Below are 23,511 nucleotides of genomic sequence, written 5' to 3'. Positions count from 1 at the left end.
TGCGCGCAAAAAAATATAGTTAGGAAACGGCGTTTTGATACCTGATACCTTATATTTTTGGCTTTGCGCACCTCAAAAAAACATCAGTATGATACCGGAAAACAAAAAAGAAGATAAAAACACGAACACATTTATACTTGGGTTTCAGGAAATCGAAAGATCAAAGTTTATGGCTGTGGGAGGCAAAGGCGCTAACCTGGGCGAACTGTCCGGGATCAAAGGGATACAGGTGCCGGAGGGTTTTTGCGTTACCACCGAAGCGTATAAAAAAATAACCCAAAATAATCAGGAACTTAACAGCTTGCTGTATGAATTAACGCGTTTTAAAGCCGAAGAAAGGGAAAATATCGCCGAAATCAGCGCAAAAATCCGCCTGGTCATTGAAAACGCACCGATTTCTGAGGATATAGCTGAGGCGATTGCGGCTTATCTAACCAGGTTGGGTGAAAAAGATGCCTTTGCTGTGCGGTCCAGTGCTACGGCGGAAGACCTACCAACGGCATCCTTTGCAGGCCAACAGGATACCTATTTGAACATTATCGGAAAGGAGGCCATTCTAAAGCATATCAGCAAATGCTGGGCGTCACTATTTACCGAGAGAGCAGTAATTTATCGCCTTCAAAATGGCTTCGACCACCATAAAATTCACCTTTCGGTAGTTGTTCAAAAGATGGTCTTCCCGCAGGTGGCAGGAATTTTGTTTACTGCCGATCCCGTTACTTCTAACAGGAAAGTGTTATCCATTGATGCCAGCTTCGGACTTGGTGAGGCCATGGTTTCCGGCCTGGTGAATGCTGATCTCTACAAAGTGTGTAACGGCAATATTATCGATAAAAAGATATCCACCAAAAAACTGGCCATTTATGCCTTAAAAGATGGCGGTACGAAAGAACAGGAGATTGAGCCTGAACAACAGAATAAGCAAGCATTGACGGATGAGCAGATTTTACGGATTGAGCGCATAGGCAGAAAGATTGAAGAGCATTTCGGCAGTCCCCAGGATATCGAATGGTGCTTGGCCAGCGATATATTTTATATTGTGCAGAGCAGGCCAATCACTACTTTATACCCGGCCCCTGAAGCGAATGACCAGGAAAATCACGTGTATGTATCTGTCGGTCATCAACAGATGATGACTGATGCCATGAAACCATTAGGGTTGTCTTTTTTCCTCTTAACGACCCGCGCACTCATGCGTACAGCTGGAGGAAGGTTGTTTGTTGATATCACGCCTATGCTGGCTACGCCTGCCGGCAGAGAAACTATATTGAACGTACTGGGAAAATCCGATCCGCTCATAAAAGACGCCTTTACGATTATTATAGAGCGGGGAGATTTTATAAAATTATTACCTGACGATAATTCCGGCAAAAGCAATAAAAGTCCATCCCTTGCAGATTATAAAGCACTAAATGAATATGATCCCGCCATCGTTACTAATTTGATCAAGCAAAGTCAAACGTGGATAGAAGAATTAAAACAAAACATCCAAACGAAATCTGGCCTGGATCTATTTGACTTTATCCTGGAAGACCTCCAGCAATTAAAGCAACGTTCAGCTGAATCACAAAGCTTTAGTGTAATCATGACTGGTATGAATGCTTCGTCATGGATCAATGAAAAAATGAACGAATGGTTAGGTGAGAAAAATGCAGCAGACATACTTTCTCAATCTGTGCCAAACAATATTACATCGGAAATGGGCCGCGAACTATTGGATGTGGCAGATGTAATTCGTCCTTACCCTGAGGTAGTGGAATATTTACAACATGTAAAAAACGATAACGTTCTGGATGAACTGGTTAAGCTGAATGGTGGACAGGAAGCCCGTGGCGTTATCGAGGCTTATCTCAACAAATACGGAATGCGATGTGCCGGGGAAATCGATATTACTAAAACCCGCTGGAGCGAAAACCCAATTACACTTGTGCCCACGATTCTTAGTAATATCAAAAATTTTGCGCCTGGTGCCGGCAACCGGAAATTTGAGCAAGGGCGACAGGAAGCTTTGAAAAAAGAACAGGAGTTATTAGATCGATTGGCGTCACTACCAGATGGTGAACAAAAAGTCAACGAAACACAACGAATGATCAACCTTGTCCGGAATTATAGTGGTTATCGTGAATATCCAAAATACAGCATCGTTAATCGTTACTTCATTTATAAGCAGGCTTTGCTGAAAGAAGCCGAACAACTGGTACAAGCCAACGTTATTCATGAAAAAGAGGATATATACTATCTCACATTTGAGGAGCTTCGCGAAGTGGTACATACCCACAAACTGGATTACTCCATCATCAACAAACGGAAAGACGAATACAAAATCTATGAAAAGCTAACTCCACCACGTGTTATTACATCTGATGGTGAAATCATTACAGGTAGGTACAAACGAGAAAATCTTCCGGCCGGAGCTATTGTAGGCTTACCTGTTTCTTCCGGAATGATAGAGGGGCGGGCACGTGTCATCTTAAACATGGAAGATGCCGACCTGGAAGATGGGGATATATTAGTCACCGCCTTTACCGACCCCAGCTGGACACCATTGTTTGTATCCATAAAAGGCCTGGTCACCGAAGTTGGTGGACTGATGACCCATGGGGCAGTTATCGCTCGTGAATATGGTTTACCGGCAGTTGTCGGAGTGGAGAATGCTACCCGGCTGATCAAAGACGGACAGAGAATTCGGGTGAATGGAACGGACGGATATGTAGAAATACTATAAATTGTGACTATCAGCCTGACAAAACCGCACAGCCATTAGCAAGCCTACGCTGGATAAAAGAGGATATATGATCTTTTTTTGCTTTTACACCCGAGTTGTGCTAAGCAGCGAAATTCCTGAACTGGTTATAATTAAAGAATTCCGCATCTTTAAAGTAAAACAGTTAAAGTCGGGCGATAACGTTCCCCAATGTTCAAAATCATTATTTATACGGTTGTAGGAATGGGATTATTCATTTGGTTTAGAAGGGCCGGTAAAGATAAATCGAAATGGGGCATGAATTTCAAGCGTGCGTACTGTCCGGTATGTAAAAGCAGGCAGCCTTTTATCCGCATGCCAAAGAGCCAAACTTGTAAACTATAGTTTCATTATATTCTTCGCCCGGATTTAGCACGGTTGAAGGGAAATGGGCATGATTGGGGCTATCCGGATAGTATTGGCACTCAAGACATAGTCCATCAAATGGTTTATACGGCCGTGAGAAAATGCCTTTAGCCTCACTATCCAGATAATCCCCGGTATAAACAACTATGGATGGATAAGTTGTATACACTGTTAGTTGCCTGCCCGATACTGTTTCGGTAAGTTCGGCGGCGGGTTTAAGTATGCCGGTTTTAGCATTTTGCAATACGTAACAATCGTTAAAACCCACTAACATGTCTCTATCAATCATCATTTTATCTCCGATAACTTCACCATTAAAGGCTTTACTACCGGCAGGTTTTATGGCACCGTTTGGAACATAAGCGTCATCCGCGTCCAACAGATCATCGGCATAAACTTTAAGTAAATGATCAGATATACCGTTGTCTTTTGCCGCCAGGTTGAAATACGCATGGTTAGTAAAATTGGCGACTGTTTTTTTATCAGTGACAGCCCTAAAATCTATATGCAGTTCGTTAGCATCTGTAAGATGGTAAGTTACTATGAGCGTGAGATTACCGGAGAACCCACCATCACCTTCTTTGCTCAAATAAGTGAACGATACGGCATTGCCCGTAACGGCATAATCAAATACTTTAGCATTAAAACCATTACTACCTCCATGATTGATGTTGTTGCCATCATTAGCGTCCAGTTGATACGTAGCACCATCCATGGTAAATTTAGCGCCGCCTATTCTGTTCGCAAAGCGACCTATAGTAGCCCCCATGTAACATCTATCGTTCACATAATCAGCCAGTGACGAATAGCCCAGCACCACGCTTTCAAAGTTACCATTCCTATCCGGCATCACAGCTGAAATCAGGGTGGCCCCATAATTGGTCAGCTCTACATAGGCACCACTTATATTTTGCAGCCTGAAGAGACGAACCGGGCAGCCAGCATATTCGCCCCATTGCCGGTAAGATACGGCGGCATGGCTATTGATCATTGTTTTGTTGGTTATATAGGTCAAGATAGATTATATTATTGTTAATTTAACAAATAGCCGGCTAAAACTTTTCAGGCTGTAAATTTATTTCCCAGCCGCTAAGGACTGCAAGCAAACTTACAGTTGAATATTGTTGTTATACGGATCGGCAATCAGCTCCAAGGTGTCATTACCAAGTACTCCAACATCAAATTCAATCTTCATGTTTTGGTTTCGCCTTTCATCAGGCTTTATTTAGTAAACAATATCGGATTGGGCAAATGCGCCGAAGTAACATGCAACTATCAAGCTAAAGGTTGCAGCTACTTTAGAAGCGGCGCTGTGTTTTTTAAACATATATTTTATTAAAGGTGATAGCCGGTTGCAGGTTTACAAACCGGGTTATTAAAATTGGCTTGCGGGGCAGCTCCAATAAACTACCTGCCCCGCTGATGTTGTTTTTGTTAAAAATGAGATACTTTTAGTTGCTGTTTGGCCATCTGTAAATGAGTTTTTGCGCCGCTGTGAGTTACATCAAACTCCAGCACTCTATTAAACATCGCCTGCGCCGCCTCAAACTCATGCAGGCCAAGCAGCCCCAAACCTTGTAAAAAGCAGGTATGAATAGTGTTACGAAGATTCAAGTCATCGTCAAATATCAGCAGATTGGGGAGTGATACTGCGAAGTAATCTATCTTCACCTCATCATTTTCATGAGCCTTGCCATAACTTACCAGCTTGTTGAATATCTGTTTTGCCTTTTCCTGATCGCCCAGTTTTTGCCAGGCCAAACCCTGGTAAAAGATTTTATCCGGTTGCTGATCGTTGTAAAACACCGCCGCCGATGGCTCATTCAAGCCAATGGTTGATTGGCGGAAATATTGCTGCGCAGTATCCTGCCGGCCTAATTTTTCATAAGCCATGCCCAGCCAATAATCGATATCGTTTTCCTGAGTACCGAACAATTTACCCTCTCCTAAATTATGCGGGTAGCTTTTGGCCATATTTAAATTGGCGATAGCTTTATTAAAGTCGCCCTCGTCAATATATTGTTTTGCCATCTGTACCAGGCTAAACACGTATTGTCCTGACGCCTTGCCTTCGCCACCCTCCCATGGATGAAATCTACGTTTCATTAACAAAGAAAACGCTTTATCATATTGGCCCGATAGGTTATACAATGTTACCCGCTCCAGGTAAACATCATCTCGCTGTTCGGCAACGAGCGAGTTATCTTCGAGGAATTTAAGGCGTTTATCAGTCGGGTAATTCAGCCTTTTATAAAGCTGATCCAGTTCCATCAGTACACGTGCATCGGTCTTATCCAGTTCAAAAGCCTTTTCAAAATAAACCAAAGCTTTTTCAGCATCGTTTTGTTTGTTAAAATAAGCAATGCCCAGATTACGGAAAACGGTGGAAAAACTACCATCCAGTTTCGCGGCTATTTCCCAATTGCTTACGGCATCATCATACTGGCGTTTATCATAAAACAAATTTCCTAAATAATATGGCGCCCTGGCATCGGCAAGGTTAGCTTTCATGGCCAGCTGTAATATCTTAACCTCATCCAAACGGTTAGGGAAACACAGGTAGGGATTGGCAGCAGCGGCTTTTTCAAACCAATTTTGTGCTTCATCCCGTAAATCTTTTTTATAATTGAAATAACCCAGGCTATAGTAAACCATCGGGTTGTTGCCCCCATCTTTTAAAGCCAGCTGCAATAGTTGATCAGCCTCGGTATATAAACCGGCGGCGGCATAATCCAAAGCGTATTCTATATAATTCTGGTCTTCATTGCGGGATAATGCAATCAATTCATCAATACAGATAGCCACTTTATCGCCATCGCCCATCAATTTATACACTTGGATCTTTTCAAAAATAACCCCAAGATTAAAGCTATCCCGTTCAAGCGCCACATCGGCAACTTTAAGAGCTTCTTCCATTTGCTTAAGGTTGCGCAGAGCAGCTATTTTTATCACATAAGCCTTGCTGTTATTGGCATTTCTATCTAACGACTGATTGATATGATCCAATACCAAAGCAAAATGTCCGCGGGCAAAATCCGTTTTTGCTACTTCAAAAAAGCCGGTATCTTTCCAGGCATTGCTCCAGGTAGCCTTATAAAAAACGCTGTAAGCTTCATCTGCTTTATCCTGATAATTTAAGCACAAACCAAGATTGTAATAAGGCTCGCTGTCATAAGGGTTAGGATTGCGTTGAATACTGGTCTCCACAGCTCTGCGTAAAAACGGCTCCGCTTTGGCAAACTGGCCTTTGCGGATATACCATTTACCCAACGCATTGTTATTACGGATGTCTGTCGACTCACGGCGCAGGGCCTCTTCGTAATAAGGCACCGGGCTGTATGTTGCATGGCGGTATTGCTCCAGGTGCTGTGCGGTTAAAAACAATTGCTCCACACTTTCTATACAGGCAGGCTCTAAGGCCGGTTTTGCTGAGACGGGCATTTCGTTCTTTTTGTTTTTGGCAGGCTCATAGCGCAATACCTCCTGATTACTGCTGTTGGTAATGACGACCAATAGCTGATTTTCATCCAGATCAGTATCCACCGCTAATTCCTTCACAAAAACATTTTCAGGATTGATTGTTCCCGAAAATACAAATAACTCCTGCCCTTTATAGGTCAGGTTAATGGTTAGGTTGTTTTGTGCCGATGTTACCTGTACTTTGATGCTTACCTTATCACCATTTTTACTTACTGCTAACAGGATATCCTTAGATGCATTTTTCACCATACCTAACTCGCGATACGGCAAAAAATACTGGGTAAAAGTTTTCTCCTCGTAGGACATCAGCCAGCTAAAATCGGGTTGGTTATCGGTAAATACACCCGTCATCAATTCAATATATGGGCCGTCCTCATCGGTCAGGTTCCTGTCCCAGGCCTGGCCGAAATCGCTGTGACCCCAGGTCCATTGTTTTTTTCCGGGGGATACATGATGATTGGCTACGTGTAGCAAACCAGCTTCACTGTCATGCTCGTATCCTCCCACAAAATCATAGTCGGAATTGATGGCCATGTATGATGTTGGCACAGGGATGTTTTTGTACATCGAGATATCGGTACCAGGCGAGTAATCCACCTTGTAATAAGTGCCGGTTGCTATCGGAAAATCGGATACATCACGTTTACCATGATCAAAAACCGCATTCACATCAGGAGGAAATACTGATTGGTAGTAATCATTTACCTTTACCGCAGGATTTGCCCACCATAAAAAGGTTTGCGGCAGTGCAGACCGGTTAAACAGTTTAGCTTTTATTTCGATATAGGCAGTATCCGGGCGCAGCGTAAAGCCCGCCATACCTTTGGTATGAAACATACGTTCCACCTCGTTTACCCAAACGGTTTTACTGCCATCGGCATGCTCCTCCAGCTTATAATCAACCGGATCAAAAGTGCTTGGGCGGTGGTGCTGCGGCCAGTTAAACTCGATACCACCCGAGATCCATGGACCGGTCAAACCCACCAAAGCAGGCTTAATTACCTGGTTATGGTAAATAAAATGGCGTTGTTTAACTTTATCAAAAGCCGTTTGGATTCGACCGCCCAATTGGGGCAGTATCATCACCTTCAGGTACTTGTTTTCCAGGAACAGGCCTATGTATTCCTTATCTTCTTTTTCGTTGGCAATTTTCTCAATCACCGGGTTTGGATAAACTACACCGCTGCTGCCCTGGTACACCCTTTTTTCAAAAAACATAGGGTTTTTATCAGGCTTGCCAACACCATAAGTAGGGATAATTACTTGCTCTTCCCAAACGGAAACAGTTGAATTTTGCATATTATGTATTGTATTTTAATGTCTTACTAAATTATCTTCTAACTCTTCCAGTGTTTTTCCCTTGGTTTCCTTCACTTTGGCTTTTACAAACAAAAAGCCAGCAAAACAGATAGCGGCATATAGGTAAAACGGACCATAAGCGCCCAGGATTTTAGCCAGGATAGGGAAGGTAAACACCAGTATAAAGTAAGCCCCCCAAAGCGATACAATGGCTACAGATGATGCTACATCACGGATTTTATTAGGAAAGATCTCGGAAATGAGTACCCAGGTAACCGGCGCAAGCGAAATGGCATACGTACTGATAGCCAGCAACACAAATATAGATACCAACCCTGCCGGAAAGTGGTTTTGCAGCAGGAACGCCAATACAATATACAGGATACACAAACCCAACGAACCCCATAACATAAGCGGGCGACGACCCAGTTTATCAACCTGCCACATTGCTAATAGCGTGAAAACGAGGTTCACTACGCCGATAGCTACGGTCTCAAATAATTGCCTGTTCAGGTTTGCTCCTACCGATTCAAAAATAGTTGAAGTATAGTTAAACACCACATTAATGCCGCAAAACTGTTGGAATACAGCCAGCGTGATACCCACCACAACAGCCGGGCGGACTGCCTTTTCAAACACCATGGCGTACGACTGCTTTGTTGAGCCGGTCAATGATTTTTCTACCGCTTTAAAAGTAGCCGCAGCAAAATCCGGCGAACCAATTTTGTTCAATATCACTTTTGCTTTATCTAACTGGCCGGATTTCATCAGCCACCTCGGGCTTTCGGGCAGCCAGGTAACACCAACTAAAAATATGGCTGATGGCACAGCCCCCAGGCCGAACATCCAGCGCCACGAATCGGCACCATGGTCGGCCAAAAAGTAGTTTACCAGGTTGGTTACCAGTATGCCGATCACTACCGTAAGTTGATTAATAGCCACATTACGTCCGCGAACTTCAGCAGGCGAAATTTCGGCGATGTACATGGGGCAAAGCATCGAAGCCATACCTACGCCTATACCGGCGGCAAAGCGCAATATCAAAAAATAGTTTAACGATGCGGAGAACGCTATGCCTATAGATGATACAGCAAAGATCAAAGCAGCGATAACAAGCCCTGGTTTACGGCCATATTTATCGGCAATATTACCTGCCAGCAGGCAACCTGCTATGCACCCCAAAGCCAATGAGCCGGTTAAAAAACCTTCCCAGGCGGGTGTAAGACTAAACTGGGTACGCAAAAAAGGTAGCGCCCCGGAAATCACCGCGAAATCGAAGCCAAACAGGTACCCACCGAGTGCCGAAATAAAGGAAATGCCAATAATATAACTACTGTTAAAGCTTTTTGAACTACTCATTTTTAGGTTGGATATGTTTAACTGGTGGCATAATATTACAATTTATTTTTATCATTAATTTACCGGTACTATTTTCACCAGCAAGGCATCTCCCGTGTTTGCTATCGTACTAAACTCCTGGGTATCAGCTTTTAACTCGCCGATTACCTTATCGGTCATAAAATCGCGGAATTCATATTTTTTATGCATATCAAGGTGTAATGCCTGCTTGCTAAACAATTGCTTAAAATCATTTTTAAGGTCGAAATTGAATAAGGCCAGCATAGTGGTGTCGCCCGGCAGGTAAAATGATAGTTGTTGATCGAAGCTTTCACCATCAGCCATTTTAAGGGGGATAAATGCTTTAGGATTGCTAAAGAATCTGGCGATGTTTTTATTATTCAAAAATGCCTGCGCATGGTAAGCGGCTATCGGGTTCCTGAAATCAGACCCATCACCCAAAATACTCCCCATCACCATCATGGCATACAGGCGCACTTTTATTTCCTGCTCATTCAAGTCGGGATTACGCTGAAAGTTTTTCATGATGCCTACATCCAGGTTGGTGTAAGGGAACAGGGTACCCTGCATCCAGCCCATATGTGATCCGGTTGCAAGCGACGACTCCGTACTGCCCCAGCCAGGAAAACCTTTCTGGTCATCGCGCAGGTGCGAGTAAACATCGGTAGATACAAACCGCGTATGCGCATACTGGTGTGGAAACAGCGGCGAAATGGCCTGTGTGATAAAAATATCTTTACCCATTATAGAATCGACCAAATGCCGCAGGGTTTTCATCCCATAGTTATAAGCCTGGATACCAGTGCGGATTTTAGGATCGTAACGTTTCGTACTCTCCAACGCGCCGGCCGTTAAAAAATCTATCTTGATAAATTTGGCGTTAATGGCTTTTGCCTTTTTCAACTGTCCGATGATAGAGAGCCTGACTGCAGGGTGCGTGGGGTCCATAGCGTAAGCGCCCCAATCGCCGTCTTTGTACATGATAGCCTTCCCATTTTTATCTTGCAACAGAACTTCCTCAAACATAATATCGGTACCAGGCAACTTGCGCCCTTTGGTATCGTTCTTCCAGCACCACATGGCAAACGGAGTAAAATAAAAACCCATCTGCTGGCCGTTTTTTGCGCCATACTCCCCTATTGATTTTAAAACTTCCGTAGAGTAAATGCCCTGATCATAAGAGTCGATACTTAAAACAGGTTTGGAATATGCGCCAAAGTTGGGCATTGAATGTATAAAATCCGAGATCTGGTTTACAGCAGCCGGCATCATCACCTTTTCGTAACCCAGCACACCTTCTACCCCAAAACTGTTCCAATACACTGGTGCAGCACCATCCCAGGTTTGCTTGCCGTTTATAATGGAATTTACACGTCCATAATCTTTAAAAGCTTCGTGCAGGTCATCCGACCCACAGACATAAACCACGGCAGAGCTAACAGTTTGGTCCAGCATGGTGCCATGTTCAACATGGTCATGCGTACCATCTAAACCGCCATAGCCCGATTTAAGAGATGGATTATCTGCTGTAGCAACACCACCAAAAACCTTTAACGAATCTACATACCCCGGCTGTGTGCCGGTTTGATAAGCCAGCCCTGTTTTCCAAAAATCGTGGTTCACGCTGCCGATCACTAATCCTGAATTTTTCAACTGGTCATAAACAGCTAAAAATTCATAGCTAATACCTTTACTTTTAGATTCATTGGCTTTACCCCAGGTTCGCTCAAGCGTGGGTGTCCAGTCGTCATTATCAAAGGGTACATCCAGAATACGTGACTCGGTACCGGGAATAAATAACTTGCCGTTATTGGCTGGCAGGATAGCTATTGGACTAATATCTCTTGTTTCAATAGGCTTCCCGGCCGATATGGCGCTCACGCTGATAAGCGCGTATCCTTTACCCTTGTATAAAGTAAACCGTTGTATAATGCTAATGGAGTGCCTGGCATCGCTATGTGTAACAGTAAGGCTAATGCCTTTACCTATGTTATCGCTAACCTGCCCGGTGGCACATATGTGATTAGAGAGGTCGGTGCTTGACAGGTAACCCGAATTCAGATCATTCACGTAAGCCACCGTATTGTCCATGTGCATACCATTGCTGAATGTGTAGCTAACCAGGCCACTATTTTTGTCAACCTTAATCTTCAGTTTCAAACCACTAATGCTGGTATTATCAGCGCTTTTTTGCAGATCCTGGGCCTGCAGTACGCTGCATGCTATTATTAAAGTAACTGCGAGGATAAACGCAACAGGTTTTATCATCCATAATTTGTACCGGCCTGCTGCTGCGTAAAAGTTTTGCATTTAGTATGAATTATTCTTTTAATTGTTTGCTGTATTCAGATCATTTTTTTTAACACTCGCTATTTCATGGATTTATTTCGACTGATAAACAGGAGTAAAAGCTAAACCATTAATACGCTTAAATTTCCGCTGATAGCTTAAATGGAAATGATTACGAATCATTTGATGTTGTTAGTATCGCTAATTGGTTACGGTGTAAATTTCATGGAATAAATGAGATAATAAAATAGTTAATGTTATGGAAATGATGGATTATATTACGGCATACTAAGTTTACTTTATTTAGTGCAGCATGTGTATATTTTGATATTTTTTATCAATGTTTGTATACCAGGAGTTTCCAATTGATCTGAAGTACAATTATAAATTATAAAGTATCCGCATATAAAAATGGCTAAAAGCACTGTTTTACGACGCCGGGATGGCTTTGAGGGTCAAAAGCTTATTGTTTTGCCCAAAAAGATCATCACCAACTTTTTAAGTAAGGATTTGGTTACCAAACAGATATACATTACCGATATAGGCTACTACCCAAAGGCAAAGCACCATTATGCCGAGCGGCCAAATGGTATAAACCAACACATTATCATTTATTGTACAGAGGGTTATGGATGGTTGGAGATCAACAAAAAAAAGGTGGAGGTATCGCCATCGCAATTTATTGCCATACCCGCTAACACGCCCCATAGGTACGCAGCCAATATGGACAAGCCATGGACGATATACTGGATCCACTTTGGAGGCGAGATAGCCTCGTTTATAGTAGACCTGATATTGAAGAACTCTGAAAACTACAAGCCGTATTTATCCTTTAATGAAGACCGCATAAAACTGTTCGAAGATATCTGCTTCAACCTGGAGAAAGGTTATAGCAGCGATGCGTTGCGATATGTAAATATGATCTTTTCGCACTTTCTGTCATCGCTGATATATGAGGATAAATTCAATCATGTTGATGATAAGCCTGCAGATAATGACATTGTAGAAAAAACGATTTGCTACATGCGGGACAATATCAATACCATGATACGGCTGGATGATTTGAGCGGCTTCGCCAAATTATCTACGTCCCATTTCTCTTCCATTTTTAAGGCTAAAACAGGTTATTCGCCCGTAGAATATTTTAACCAGCTGAAAGTTCAAAAGGCCTGCCAGTACATCTCGTTTACTACCATGTCTATCAAAAGCATTGCCCTGAGCCTGGGTATCGAAGATCAATACTATTTTTCCAGGATGTTCACCAAACTAATGGGCAGCTCGCCCAATGAATACCGGAAGAAAGCAAAAGCGAGTTGAGACAATTATGCTACCGGGAATATGGCAATCCTTCGGCTATAAAAAAGATCTAAAAACAATTTAAGATTACAATCTTTTATTAATTCTATTTACCTTTAATAAACCAAAGACAATCAATTGTTTAAACCTTACCTGCATCCATATGAAAATTACAAATCACTGGTTAGAAGCCGACTCGGACGGCGAAAAAATAAAAATTTCTAAATCCGGAAATGTCAGAGACCCTATAGATCCCGATTATTTGGTAATTCATTATACCGCCACCGACACAGCTCAGTCAGCAATAGACTGGTTTATGGATACCCGGTCGAACCCCGATAAAATTGCGGCGCATATTGTATTAAATACCGATGGCACTATTACGCAGCTGATACCTTTTAATCACAGGGCAAATCATGCCGGTACCAGCACCTGGGACGGAGTAGATAGTTTTAATTATCATTCCATAGGGATAGAAATTGTAAACCCTGGTTTTGTGGAAAAGCTGGCAGATAATAGTTTTAAACGCGCTACAGATGATGGTGTAAAAATTTACCCGGCTACCGATGGCGATAAGTTTATGAAGATTGATCATAAACATAAGTTTTGGACAGGTAAAAGCAACCATTACTGGCGCATCTTCCCTGATGCTCAGCTACAGGCGCTATACAAGCTTTGTAAGGTATTATTTGATGCATATCATTTAATAGCAGCCGTTGGTCATGACGATATCTCTCCGGCACGTAAGCCAGATCCCGGACCGGCTTTTCCCTGGGATACATTTAAAGCAAATGTATATGGCAGTACTAACAACACTGGTAAAATTTATACGATAAATACAGAAGGCACTAATTTTAGAGAATCGTTTTCTACCAATGCCACTGTACTTAAAAAATTAACAAAAGGTTATGAAGTCGGCCTGATAGAAACAAACGGACAATGGAGTAAAGTATACCTGGTAAACAGCCAGGCCGAAGTATTACAAAATGTGGATGGCAAGTTAAGGAGCATTAAAACCATAGGATGGATATTTAGCTCATTATTATCTTTAAAAGCTGGTCAGTAAGCATTTGGCGGGCTCCCCTATAGCTCTTTGTGGGCTTGTAAATCTTTATAACGCTTTTTTTTAAGTCATCGGCAGCGATCCGTCAGTTCACCATTCCGCGATTACCGATCTCGGAGAGTCCCTGGTATCTTTAAATCTTACTCATATTTCCGAAACAGATCACGTCAGCATCCTTGAATCAAATGAACGTTTGACCATCCCAGGCTGCGATGTTTCATGTTCTCCATATTATTGACCCTATTCGTACCTGTTAATGCCTAAAATAAACTACTGATAAAAAAGGTAAGTATGATGCTGAGAAGGATCATAAGTAACTTTTTTATGAAGATAGTCAGCATAAATCATTTAACGGCGCAAAATCAGACCAAAGAATAATTTTATTCTTTAATTTGGCTCTTCATAATATAAGTATCCTATTTTGCTATTATACCTGAAAAATTAAGATAATATGCTTTTGGTTTTAAATATAATTTTCCTGCTTTCGTTCCTGGTTTTTGCCTGGTTAAATCTGAATGATGTTGATTGGTATTTATGGGTACCCATATATTTAAGTGCTGCCGTATGTTGCGGAATGGCTGCTTTTGGTAAGTTTTACCCTGTTATTTATCTTTTGCTTACAGCCTTTTATCTTGTTTACGCAGCAATTCTATTTTTTCAAAAAGATGGTGCGCGCGACTGGATAACCAAATATAATAAACCCAGTTTGGTTGAAAGCATGCAGGCGACCAAGCCCTATATCGAAAAAACAAGAGAGTTTTTTGGTTTACTTATTATTGCCGGGGCATTGCTAATTAATTATTTTGCGCTTTAATAATTGGTTATGACCACCTACAATAAAGAGGAATTGAACGAAATTATCGTGGATGTAATTCAGGATAATATAGACCCAACTTCCTGGGCCTGGCTCAGTGAGGACAGGAATGTATTAACTAATGTTGCATTTAATACGGCTTTCGTCACGATACCGCGTAAAACAGGCAAAGCAATCATAACTGTAACGCAGAGGCAACGCGAATTATTAGCATCTATCAGACCAGGTTTTGCAATCGATTACTGGACCGCTGACAGGCTTAGCAGGGTTTGGTTGTTGACTAAATATGATCAAACTGATGAGGACAGGTATTTCCAGGTGATTGAAAACCTTTTTTCGGTTGCTGAAATGAATGAACAAATTGCCTTATATTCTGCACTTCCGGTATTGCCGTACCCGCAACTATGGGTTAAACGCTGTATGGAAGGCATCCGAAGTAATATAGGTACAGTGCTGGAAGCCATTATGTACGATAACCCTTATCCGGCAGAAAACCTGGAAGAGCCGGCATGGAATCAAATGATTTTAAAAGCTTTTTTTACAGAAAAACAGGTAAACAGGATATACGGCCTGGACAAAAGGGCTAATGAAGAACTTGCCCGCATATTAATCGACTATGCCATGGAACGCCATTCAGCCGGGCGGAAAGTAGACGATATGCTTTGGTATTTGGTTGGAAAATTTGTTGACCAGGCGCGATTGAGCGATATGAAGCAAGGAAAATTTTAGAAAAATTAAGAAAAATCGAGAATTATAAGATATTGATCATATAAAAATTAAAGAAAATGTGTTGCAGCCATAATATAGAGGAAAGAAGTGTGCCATTGGTGCAATCTGCAGAGAAATTTGATATGGATTTAATAAAGGGGATGAAATTCTTTGATCCGCATGTTCATATGACATCACGCACTACCGACGATTACCAGGCCATGGCCGACGCGGGAATAGTTGCTCTTATTGAGCCTTCGTTTTGGCTGGGGCAGCCGCGTACAGGAGTAGATAGCTTTAAAGATTATTACAGTAGCCTGGTTGGCTGGGAAAGGTTTCGTTCCTCGCAATTTGGAATAAAGCATTACTGCACCATAGGGCTTAACTCAAGAGAGGCTAATAATGAAGCCCTGGCCGAACAGGTTATGGAAATGCTGCCGTTATTTATGTATAAAGATGGCGTGGTTGGAATTGGCGAAATAGGATTTGACGACCAAACCGCAGCAGAAGAAAAATATTACCGTTTGCAGCTCGAACTGGCAAAGGAAGCCGGTTTACCAGTACAAATTCATACACCCCACCGCGATAAAAAACGGGGAACCCAACGCAGCATGGATATAGCCATTGAACATGGGCTCGATCCGTATATGGTAATTGTTGACCACAATAACGAGGAAACTGTAAAAGAAGTGCTGGACAGGGGCTTTTGGACAGCCTTTACCATTTATCCGTTTACTAAGATGGGAAATCAGCGCATGGTTGAAATCACGAAGCAATATGGTTCGGAAAGAATCATGGTTAACTCTGCGGCCGACTGGGGTATTAGCGATCCGCTGGCGGTACCAAAAACTGCAGCTTTAATGAAACTCAATGGAATAAGCGACGCCGACATAGAATTGGTTACCTATAAAAACGCCATAACAGCTTTTGCTCAAAGCGGGCAAATCAACGAAGCCGACTTTGTTGCGGCCATTGATCAAAGCGCCAGGTTTGAAGGAAACAGTATTTTACGGGGCGGCCAACAACCGCGCATCAATAAATCCTCTATTATTATCAGCTGACGGTTTTGAAAAAAATATTGGATTATTTACGGATGATGCGACCTGCCAACGTTGTAACCTCGGTTGCGGATGTATTGGCTGGCGCAGCCATAGCGGGTGCTTTTTCACAAGTGGCTTTCAAAGATCATTTACAGGCCATTATTACGCTTTGTTTTTCTACAGCATGCTTATATGGTGGCGGTATAGTGTTTAATGACGTTTTTGATGCCGAACTGGATAAGATCGAACGTCCGGAACGTGCTATCCCCAGCGGCCGCATCAGTCTTGGGCAGGCTACTGTATTTGGCAGCGCCCTTTTATTGGCAGGGATTATAGCTGCAGGCATGGTTAGCCTGGTATCTGCATTATTAGCAGCAGGAATCAGCTTTTTCGCCTTGTTATATAACAAGATCAGTAAGCATCACTCCTTTTTTGGTCCGCTTAACATGGGATTATGCAGGGGTTTAAATTTGCTTTTAGGTATCAGCATTGTAACAGCTGCTTTAACGCAATGGTATTTTTTTGCAATTGTGCCTATCGTTTATATCTTTTCAATTACCATGATCAGTCGCGGAGAGGTGCATGGCGGCAGCAAGCGAAATTTATACATTGCCGCGCTTTTGTATGGTATAGTAACCGCTTTTATCCTTTACTTTTCCTACCTGAATAATAAATTGCTCCTATCTGTTATTATCCTTATACCATTTTTGTGGATGATCTTTAAACCATTGTTTAAGGCAATTCAAAATCCTATAGGTAAAAATATTGGCGGGGCAGTTAAAGCCGGCGTTATTTCATTAATACTGATGGATGCTGCATGGGCGGTAACATTCAGCACTGTTTATACTGCATTAATGATAGCCTGTTTACTGCCATTATCAATCTGGCTGGCAAAATTTTTTGCCGTCACGTAATTACATTAATTAAAAAACGTTTTTTCTGTATATGAAGCATTTATCTCAATCTTTTTCTGTAAAGTTTGAATACCAGGTTTATTTTACCACTGGCCTTTTTAATAAAACCAACAACTTATTTAACGACTTTTTACAAGGTTCGGGCACACCGGCTTCATTACGTAAAATACTTTTTGTTGCCGATAAAGGCGTCCTTGACGCCCACCCTAAGCTGATAGCACAAATACAGGAATATTTTGCCTTTAGCAACCATGTCCGGCTTATTCCGGATATTTTGGTTGTACCGGGTGGTGAGGTAGTAAAAAATGACATAACTTATTTTGACAGCGTTGTTGAAGCTGTTAATACCTATGGCATTGACAGGCACTCCTATATTGTAGCTATTGGTGGCGGCTCGGTGCTCGACATGGTGGGTTATGCTGCGGCGGTATCACACCGTGGCATCAAACATATACGTATACCAACCACGGTGCTCTCGCAAAATGACTCTGGAATCGGGGTAAAAAATGGAATTAACTTCTTCTCCAAGAAAAACTTTTTAGGAACATTCATGCCTCCGGCAGTAGTTTTTAATGATGATGATTTCTTAAAAACATTAACCGATCGCGAATGGCGTTCAGGAATTTCTGAAGCGGTAAAGGTTGCTTTATTAAAAGATGAGCAATTTTTCAACTGGATTGAAAAAAATACCGAAGCATTGGTTAAACGCGATATGGAAACAATGAATTACCTGGTATGGAAGTGCGCTCAACTCCATATGGAGCATATTGCCGGTAATGATCCCTTTGAAAGCGGATCATCACGCCCGCTTGATTTTGGGCATTGGAGCGCACATAAGCTGGAGTACCTGAGCAATTTTGAAGTACGCCACGGTGAAGCAGTAGCCATGGGCATTGCGCTTGATACGGTTTATTCTGATCTTTCGGGCCGTTTACCATCTGCGCAAAGCACCAGGATAATCCAAACCTTGCAAAGCCTTGGCTTTGAAGTTTCACATCCTTTATTGCAAATAGATAAAGACAACAGCCCAATATTAGCCGGACTGGAAGAATTTCGGGAACATTTAGGCGGGCAGCTAACCATTATGCTGCTTAACGCTATTGGGGAAGGCGAAGAAGTGCACGAAATTGATACCAACCTGTTAAAACAGGCTGGCGAAAAATTAGCGCAGATGCATAAACTTCAATTGCACTAATCATCTACATTTATGAAACTTACAGCAGGGCATTTAACCTATTGCACCAATATACACGCTGGCGAAAACTGGGCCGATCATTTCGATGCTTTGAAACTTAGCTTTCCCGAAATAAAGCAGCAACTATCACCGGATGCGCCAATGGGTATTGGGCTGCGGCTATCTAATATTGCCAGTATCGAGCTACTCCAGGGCGATAATCTGCCACAGTTTAAACAGTGGTTACAACTTCATGACGCTTACGTGTTTACAATGAATGGCTTCCCGTATGGCGGGTTTCATAATGTTATAGTTAAAGACCAGGTGCACGCACCCGACTGGACAACCAGCGACCGCGTGGCTTATACCATTAGGCTATTCCAGATATTGGCTGTTTTGCTGCCCGATGACATGGAAGGCGGTATATCAACTTCGCCATTGAGTTACCGCAATTGGTTTGATGGCGAGGCGGCACTTGAAGCGGCCAAATCAGCGGCCACAAAAAACATATTGCAGATAGCTGCAGAACTGAACATCATAAAACAAAAAACAGGTGTTAAATTACATTTGGATATAGAACCCGAGCCCGATGGGATACTGGAAACAGGGAAAGAGTTTATCGAATGGTTTGAGCGGGACCTGCTGCCGCAAGGTGTTGGTTTTTTTGAAAAGGAATATTCAATACCAGCTGCCGAATCGCAACAGCTCATCAGGGATCATATAAATTTATGTTATGATGTTTGCCATTTTGCCATAGGTTACGAACCGCATGAACTCGTCATTAATGAATTAGCCCAAAAAGGAATAAAGGTGGGTAAAATACAGATCAGCGCTGCACTTAAAGCAACATTTGACGCATCGCGCGCCAATAAAAAGGCAATCCTGGCAGAGTTTGAAAAATTTAATGAATCTACCTACCTGCACCAGGTTATTGCCAGGCTTACCAACGGGGAATTGTTGCGCTACCCTGATTTGCCCAATGCATTAACAGCAACTGATGATGCTCGTGAATGGAGAGCGCATTTTCATGTACCTGTATTTTTAGAGAATTTTGGCCTGCTTCAATCCACACAAGCCGACATCATAAAGGTATTAGCCATCCAGGCGCAAAACCCTTTTACCAATCATCTTGAAGTAGAAACTTATACATGGGGTGTATTACCGGATGCTTTGAAGATTCCCCTTACTCAATCTATTATCAGGGAACTGGAATGGGTTAAATACAAATTAACAAACTGATTTGGTATTATGAATAAAACGGTTGTTATTGATATTGTAGGATTATCTACCGCTGTGATTGGCGAACATACGCCTTTTTTAAAAGCATATATCGCCAAAAAAAACTTAAGTACCATTGAGCCACTTTTGCCGGCCGTAACCACTGCCGTGCAATCAGCCTATCTTACAGGGAAATATCCATCTGAAAATGGTATAGTAGGTAACGGCTGGTATGACCGTATTGACAGCGAAATTAAATTCTGGAAACAATCAAACAAGCTGGTAAGCGGAGAAAAGATATGGGATAAGGCAAAAAAGGAAGACCCTTCTTTTACCTCATCGATGATGTTTTGGTGGTATAATATGTATTCTACCGCCGATTATTCGGTAACACCCCGGCCCAATTATTTAGCCGACGGAAGGAAGATGCCAGATTGCTATTCACACCCTGCCGAACTGCGTGATGTGCTCCAGGAAAAGCTTGGGCAATTTCCGCTGTTTCAATTCTGGGGGCCAGGGGCAAATATCAAATCGAGCAAATGGATAGCAGATGCATCAATGTATACCGATGACCTGCACAACCCTACCCTTACATTGATTTATCTTCCGCATTTGGATTATTGCCTGCAAAAGTTTGGGCCCGATGAATCAAAAATAGCCAAAGAGCTTGGAGAAATAGATGCCCTTGTTGAAGAACTGGTTACTTTTTATGAAAAGAAGAAAGCACGTATCGTCCTGTTGTCCGAATATGGTATAGCCCCGGTAAGTAAGCCCATACATTTAAACCGTTTATTCCGCGAACATAACCTGGTACAGATACGTGTAGAACGGGGATTAGAACTGCTTGATCCCGGCGCATCCAAAGCGTTTGTTGTTGCTGATCATCAGATAGCCCATGTATACATTAATGACCCATCGGTAACGGAACAGGTAAAAGCTTTATTAAAAACAGTACCGGGTATCGAGCTTGTGCTTGACCGTAAAGAGCAGGCCGCTTACCATATAAATCATGAACGTGCCGGAGACCTGGTATTAATGGCTGATGAAAGCTGCTGGTTTACCTATTATTTTTGGCTGGATGATGCCAAAGCACCTGATTATGCCCGCGTGGTTGACATTCACAAAAAACCGGGTTATGATCCTGTGGAAATGTTTATGACCTCAAAAGCCCGTGCAGGATACAAATTGCTGCGCAAAAAAGCCGGATTTAGGTATGTAATGGATGTTATCCCCTTAGATGCCACATTGATTAAAGGATCGCATGGGCGGACTGGTGTTCCTGAAAAGTATAAACCCGTATTAATAACCGACAATAAGATTTTACAGGATCATATTGCTCCGGTTGATGTTTTTGACATTATCTGGAAACATTTAACAATGAAGTAGCAAATTGAAGTGCAAAAACGATGAAATGAGGTGATAGATTATCCCCTCATTTTATCAAAAAAGGGCGTTTTTCTTTCCTGTACGCAGGTTGCAGCATACAGGTATAAAGCAGCGCTCCAGCTTTGCCAGTCAACCCCCATCACATGGCCATTCTGCGCCTTTATCCATTCGTTAAAGCCAAACTCAAGATTTTGGTCCTGGGATAACCTTACCAGTTTGGTTAGCTCCATCAATTTTTGCTCTGCAAGCCGATACCGTTTAGCAGCAACAAGGGCCGCAACATAAAACCCACATATAAACGGCCAGATTCCGCCGTTGTGATAATTGCCGGGCATGTTAAAGTTCTCGTATCGGGGATGCCAGTCAGCATCGCCAGGCAGCACAAAAGGGAAAAAATTTGGCGGAATGTCAGCAGCCAGATCGCCTTTTTGCTTCATAAGCCTGCATTCTTCTTCTATCCAGGCTATAATTTCTTCAGCTTTTGAAACAGATACCAGACCGGCAAGAATAGCCATACTATTACCCAGCAAATCAAACCGTTCGCTAAAATGAACCTTGTATGACCAGAAAGCATAATACGGCTTGCTTTTAACTTTAAGCCCTTCGTGTTTGTGAAACGGGATGTAATCCTCAATGGTAAACCGTTTCATTTCTTTGCACATCTGGTCTGCCCGCTCATCCTGCCCAAGCAGGCGCAGGTAACTGTAAACAACCGTATTTACAAACAAACCATATCCTAATACCCATTGCTCATCGCGCCAGTCGCTTGTTGGCTGCTGGGCAACCATTATCCGGTCAGACGGGCTTTGATACTCCATCCAGGTCAATGATTTTTGCACGGCGTCTTCTAAAAAATCTGCTTCGCCTGTCAGCTCCCTGAATATGCCAACTCCCATTAAGAACAATGGCGTAGTATCGCTTGCACCCCGGTCATCTTTATCATGTACCAGCGAAGTTATATGGCCGTGACTGGTTTGGTTTTTTGCAAGCGTTTGTAATACTTTACGGGTGCTTTCAATAAGGTGCTTGTTACCGCTCACCGCTATGCCTAAAATAGACAACATCAGGTCGCGGGTGTAGGGCTCTGGGTATCCCCATCCGGCGGTACGCGGTAAACCGTGAAATGGTCCATGCGAATTATGGATCAAAATTTCGGTAGCGGCTTTTTTTGCTGCTTCAATCTCCAACCAGTTTACTGTTTCCATAGCTTGCTCAATTTAGGATATCCTTAATTTACGGGTCACTGTTTCAACAAATTTTTTGGCTACTATCCTGTAATCAAAATTCTCAACAACACGTTTTCTGCCTGCCTTACCCAACTCAATCCTTTTTAAGGGGTGGTTCATCAGTTCAAGTAAAGCTGCAGCTATATCATCTACGTTTGCCCGATAATCTACCGTACGGGGAATATCAAATTCAACAATATGATTCTCCTCATAGCCTGCAGCTTTTCCTAAGGTAACGTGGTTTACCACAATATGCTGCGCTACATTGGCAAGCAGGGCAGTTTCACCATCAACCATTGTATCCAGCATACCCATCGCTTTCATGGATATAACCGGTTTGTGGCAGGCATTTGCTTCCACTTGCGCCATACCAAAACCTTCCAAACGCGAAGGCGCTGCATAAATATCACACGCCCCCATTAAATAAGGTATAAAATTCCGCGATACAATACTGTTTGCATAAACCACGCGTTCTTCAATACCCAGCTCCCGGGCAAGTTCCCGGTCAGCCAGGTTTTGCAGATCAGTACGTGGCTGCGGCCATACCTTGCAAACATATTTCCAGGGGGGTACTTTGTCTTTTATTAGGGCAAGCGCGCGCATTACTTCCTGCGCGCCCTTTGATGCTGCATCCCCGCCAATGGTAAGCAGCATCAATTCAGCAGGCGATATACCCAATGATGCTTTTACTGCTGCAATTTTCGGATCATCATTTTCACGGGGTATAAAAGCATCTGTATCACAACCCACGGGTAACACCTCAATATTTTCAACGCTTATTCCATCGCGCACATACATTTCCTTTACCCAGTTTGAAGTGACCAAAATCAACGGTAACTTATTCAATACATCCTGGTAATTGGCAATATAACCGTCGGCAACTAACCAGGGAACAGGCTGAACTCCAAATTTCTGCGGATGGAGGATCAGATCAGGCGTATGCCCCCAATAACCGATCCCCGTTACCACGTCGGGTTTAAACCAGCGGTAGTACCATTCCTTTTCCTGTGGAGATTCGCAATTTACAGCAAAGGTCTCCATACCCATTTCAATCAGGCCCTTGTAAAGCAGTTCACCTTGCGTTGCCAAACCGCTGGGAGACGGGGGATAATCATATAATAATAAAACTTTCATAT

Annotated in this window: 16 protein-coding genes; 10 read left to right on the top strand and 6 right to left on the bottom strand. The window is 42.6% G+C overall.

Going from position 1 to position 23,511, the window contains the following annotated elements; genetic code table 11:
- Positions 1 to 88 precede the first annotated feature (88 nt).
- Positions 89 to 2,725 carry a phosphoenolpyruvate synthase gene (ppsA, locus tag AC1DO4_RS13810; protein ID WP_477416726.1) on the top strand — a complete coding sequence of 879 codons (2,637 nt, stop codon included), beginning with the start codon at positions 89 to 91 and terminating at the stop codon, positions 2,723 to 2,725.
- A 325-nt stretch (positions 2,726 to 3,050) separates the two neighbouring features.
- Here the strand turns inward: ppsA and AC1DO4_RS13805 are convergent, their stop codons facing one another.
- From AC1DO4_RS13805 to AC1DO4_RS13790, 4 genes are all read right to left on the bottom strand, one after another.
- Entirely contained in the window at positions 3,051 to 4,100 is a 1,050-nt protein-coding gene (locus AC1DO4_RS13805) for an aldose epimerase family protein (protein WP_477416724.1), read from the bottom strand.
- Positions 4,101 to 4,543: 443 nt separating this feature from the next.
- The gene (locus AC1DO4_RS13800) at positions 4,544 to 7,888 is read right to left on the bottom strand and encodes a tetratricopeptide repeat protein (RefSeq protein ID WP_477416722.1); all 3,345 of its coding nucleotides are present in this window, start codon (positions 7,886 to 7,888) and stop codon (positions 4,544 to 4,546) included.
- A 15-nt stretch (positions 7,889 to 7,903) separates the two neighbouring features.
- Positions 7,904 to 9,247, bottom strand: coding sequence for a sugar porter family MFS transporter (locus AC1DO4_RS13795; protein WP_477416720.1), 1,344 nt, complete (start codon positions 9,245 to 9,247; stop codon positions 7,904 to 7,906).
- A gap of 54 nt (positions 9,248 to 9,301) precedes the next feature.
- On the bottom strand, positions 9,302 to 11,557 hold the full coding sequence (locus AC1DO4_RS13790) for a hypothetical protein (RefSeq protein WP_477416718.1): 2,256 nt from the start codon (positions 11,555 to 11,557) through the stop codon (positions 9,302 to 9,304).
- Between the two features lie 390 nt (positions 11,558 to 11,947).
- Here AC1DO4_RS13790 and AC1DO4_RS13785 point away from each other — a divergent pair, with 390 nt between their 5' ends.
- From AC1DO4_RS13785 to AC1DO4_RS13745, 9 genes are all read left to right on the top strand, one after another.
- Positions 11,948 to 12,853: an AraC family transcriptional regulator gene (locus AC1DO4_RS13785; protein ID WP_477416716.1), complete on the top strand. Its 906-nt coding sequence runs from the start codon at positions 11,948 to 11,950 to the stop codon at positions 12,851 to 12,853.
- Between the two features lie 142 nt (positions 12,854 to 12,995).
- Positions 12,996 to 13,898 (top strand): N-acetylmuramoyl-L-alanine amidase, encoded by a 903-nt coding sequence (locus AC1DO4_RS13780; RefSeq protein ID WP_477416714.1) that lies wholly within the window; start codon positions 12,996 to 12,998, stop codon positions 13,896 to 13,898.
- 448 nt (positions 13,899 to 14,346) lie between these two features.
- A complete protein-coding gene (locus AC1DO4_RS13775) occupies positions 14,347 to 14,709 on the top strand; it encodes a transmembrane 220 family protein (protein ID WP_477416712.1) in 363 nt (120 codons plus the stop codon).
- A gap of 9 nt (positions 14,710 to 14,718) precedes the next feature.
- The gene (locus tag AC1DO4_RS13770) at positions 14,719 to 15,438 is read left to right on the top strand and encodes an EboA domain-containing protein (protein ID WP_477416710.1); all 720 of its coding nucleotides are present in this window, start codon (positions 14,719 to 14,721) and stop codon (positions 15,436 to 15,438) included.
- Positions 15,439 to 15,494: 56 nt separating this feature from the next.
- Complete coding sequence (locus tag AC1DO4_RS13765) at positions 15,495 to 16,478, top strand: TatD family hydrolase (RefSeq protein WP_477416708.1); 984 nt, start codon at positions 15,495 to 15,497, stop codon at positions 16,476 to 16,478.
- 5 nt (positions 16,479 to 16,483) lie between these two features.
- Positions 16,484 to 17,371, top strand: coding sequence for a UbiA-like protein EboC (gene eboC, locus AC1DO4_RS13760; RefSeq protein WP_477416706.1), 888 nt, complete (start codon positions 16,484 to 16,486; stop codon positions 17,369 to 17,371).
- A gap of 31 nt (positions 17,372 to 17,402) precedes the next feature.
- On the top strand, positions 17,403 to 18,566 hold the full coding sequence (locus AC1DO4_RS13755; protein ID WP_477416704.1) for a 3-dehydroquinate synthase: 1,164 nt from the start codon (positions 17,403 to 17,405) through the stop codon (positions 18,564 to 18,566).
- A gap of 12 nt (positions 18,567 to 18,578) precedes the next feature.
- Complete coding sequence (eboE, locus tag AC1DO4_RS13750) at positions 18,579 to 19,784, top strand: metabolite traffic protein EboE (protein WP_477416702.1); 1,206 nt, start codon at positions 18,579 to 18,581, stop codon at positions 19,782 to 19,784.
- A gap of 9 nt (positions 19,785 to 19,793) precedes the next feature.
- A complete protein-coding gene (locus AC1DO4_RS13745; protein ID WP_477416699.1) occupies positions 19,794 to 21,149 on the top strand; it encodes an alkaline phosphatase family protein in 1,356 nt (451 codons plus the stop codon).
- A gap of 38 nt (positions 21,150 to 21,187) precedes the next feature.
- Here AC1DO4_RS13745 and AC1DO4_RS13740 read toward each other — a convergent pair whose 3' ends face one another.
- Both AC1DO4_RS13740 and AC1DO4_RS13735 read right to left on the bottom strand, forming a co-directional pair.
- Complete coding sequence (locus tag AC1DO4_RS13740) at positions 21,188 to 22,354, bottom strand: glycoside hydrolase 100 family protein (RefSeq protein ID WP_477416697.1); 1,167 nt, start codon at positions 22,352 to 22,354, stop codon at positions 21,188 to 21,190.
- Between the two features lie 12 nt (positions 22,355 to 22,366).
- Complete coding sequence (locus tag AC1DO4_RS13735; RefSeq protein WP_477416695.1) at positions 22,367 to 23,509, bottom strand: glycosyltransferase family 4 protein; 1,143 nt, start codon at positions 23,507 to 23,509, stop codon at positions 22,367 to 22,369.
- Between the last annotated feature and the right edge of the window lie 2 nt (positions 23,510 to 23,511).

The sequence above is a fragment of the Mucilaginibacter sp. P5_A6 genome (genome assembly GCF_056400585.1).
This window is presented reverse-complemented; position numbering and strand designations above follow the sequence as displayed.

Bases quoted from the DNA above. Each gene is read 5' to 3' on its own strand.
- ppsA (WP_477416726.1), top strand. From the start codon at position 89: ATGATACCGGAAAACAAAAAAGAAGATAAAAACACGAACACATTTATA.
- AC1DO4_RS13805 (WP_477416724.1), bottom strand. From the start codon at position 4,100: ATGATCAATAGCCATGCCGCCGTATCTTACCGGCAATGGGGCGAATAT.
- AC1DO4_RS13800 (WP_477416722.1), bottom strand. From the start codon at position 7,888: ATGCAAAATTCAACTGTTTCCGTTTGGGAAGAGCAAGTAATTATCCCT.
- AC1DO4_RS13795 (WP_477416720.1), bottom strand. From the start codon at position 9,247: ATGAGTAGTTCAAAAAGCTTTAACAGTAGTTATATTATTGGCATTTCC.
- AC1DO4_RS13790 (WP_477416718.1), bottom strand. From the start codon at position 11,557: ATGCAAAACTTTTACGCAGCAGCAGGCCGGTACAAATTATGGATGATA.
- AC1DO4_RS13785 (WP_477416716.1), top strand. From the start codon at position 11,948: ATGGCTAAAAGCACTGTTTTACGACGCCGGGATGGCTTTGAGGGTCAA.
- AC1DO4_RS13780 (WP_477416714.1), top strand. From the start codon at position 12,996: ATGAAAATTACAAATCACTGGTTAGAAGCCGACTCGGACGGCGAAAAA.
- AC1DO4_RS13775 (WP_477416712.1), top strand. From the start codon at position 14,347: ATGCTTTTGGTTTTAAATATAATTTTCCTGCTTTCGTTCCTGGTTTTT.
- AC1DO4_RS13770 (WP_477416710.1), top strand. From the start codon at position 14,719: ATGACCACCTACAATAAAGAGGAATTGAACGAAATTATCGTGGATGTA.
- AC1DO4_RS13765 (WP_477416708.1), top strand. From the start codon at position 15,495: ATGTGTTGCAGCCATAATATAGAGGAAAGAAGTGTGCCATTGGTGCAA.
- AC1DO4_RS13755 (WP_477416704.1), top strand. From the start codon at position 17,403: ATGAAGCATTTATCTCAATCTTTTTCTGTAAAGTTTGAATACCAGGTT.
- eboE (WP_477416702.1), top strand. From the start codon at position 18,579: ATGAAACTTACAGCAGGGCATTTAACCTATTGCACCAATATACACGCT.
- AC1DO4_RS13745 (WP_477416699.1), top strand. From the start codon at position 19,794: ATGAATAAAACGGTTGTTATTGATATTGTAGGATTATCTACCGCTGTG.
- AC1DO4_RS13740 (WP_477416697.1), bottom strand. From the start codon at position 22,354: ATGGAAACAGTAAACTGGTTGGAGATTGAAGCAGCAAAAAAAGCCGCT.
- AC1DO4_RS13735 (WP_477416695.1), bottom strand. From the start codon at position 23,509: ATGAAAGTTTTATTATTATATGATTATCCCCCGTCTCCCAGCGGTTTG.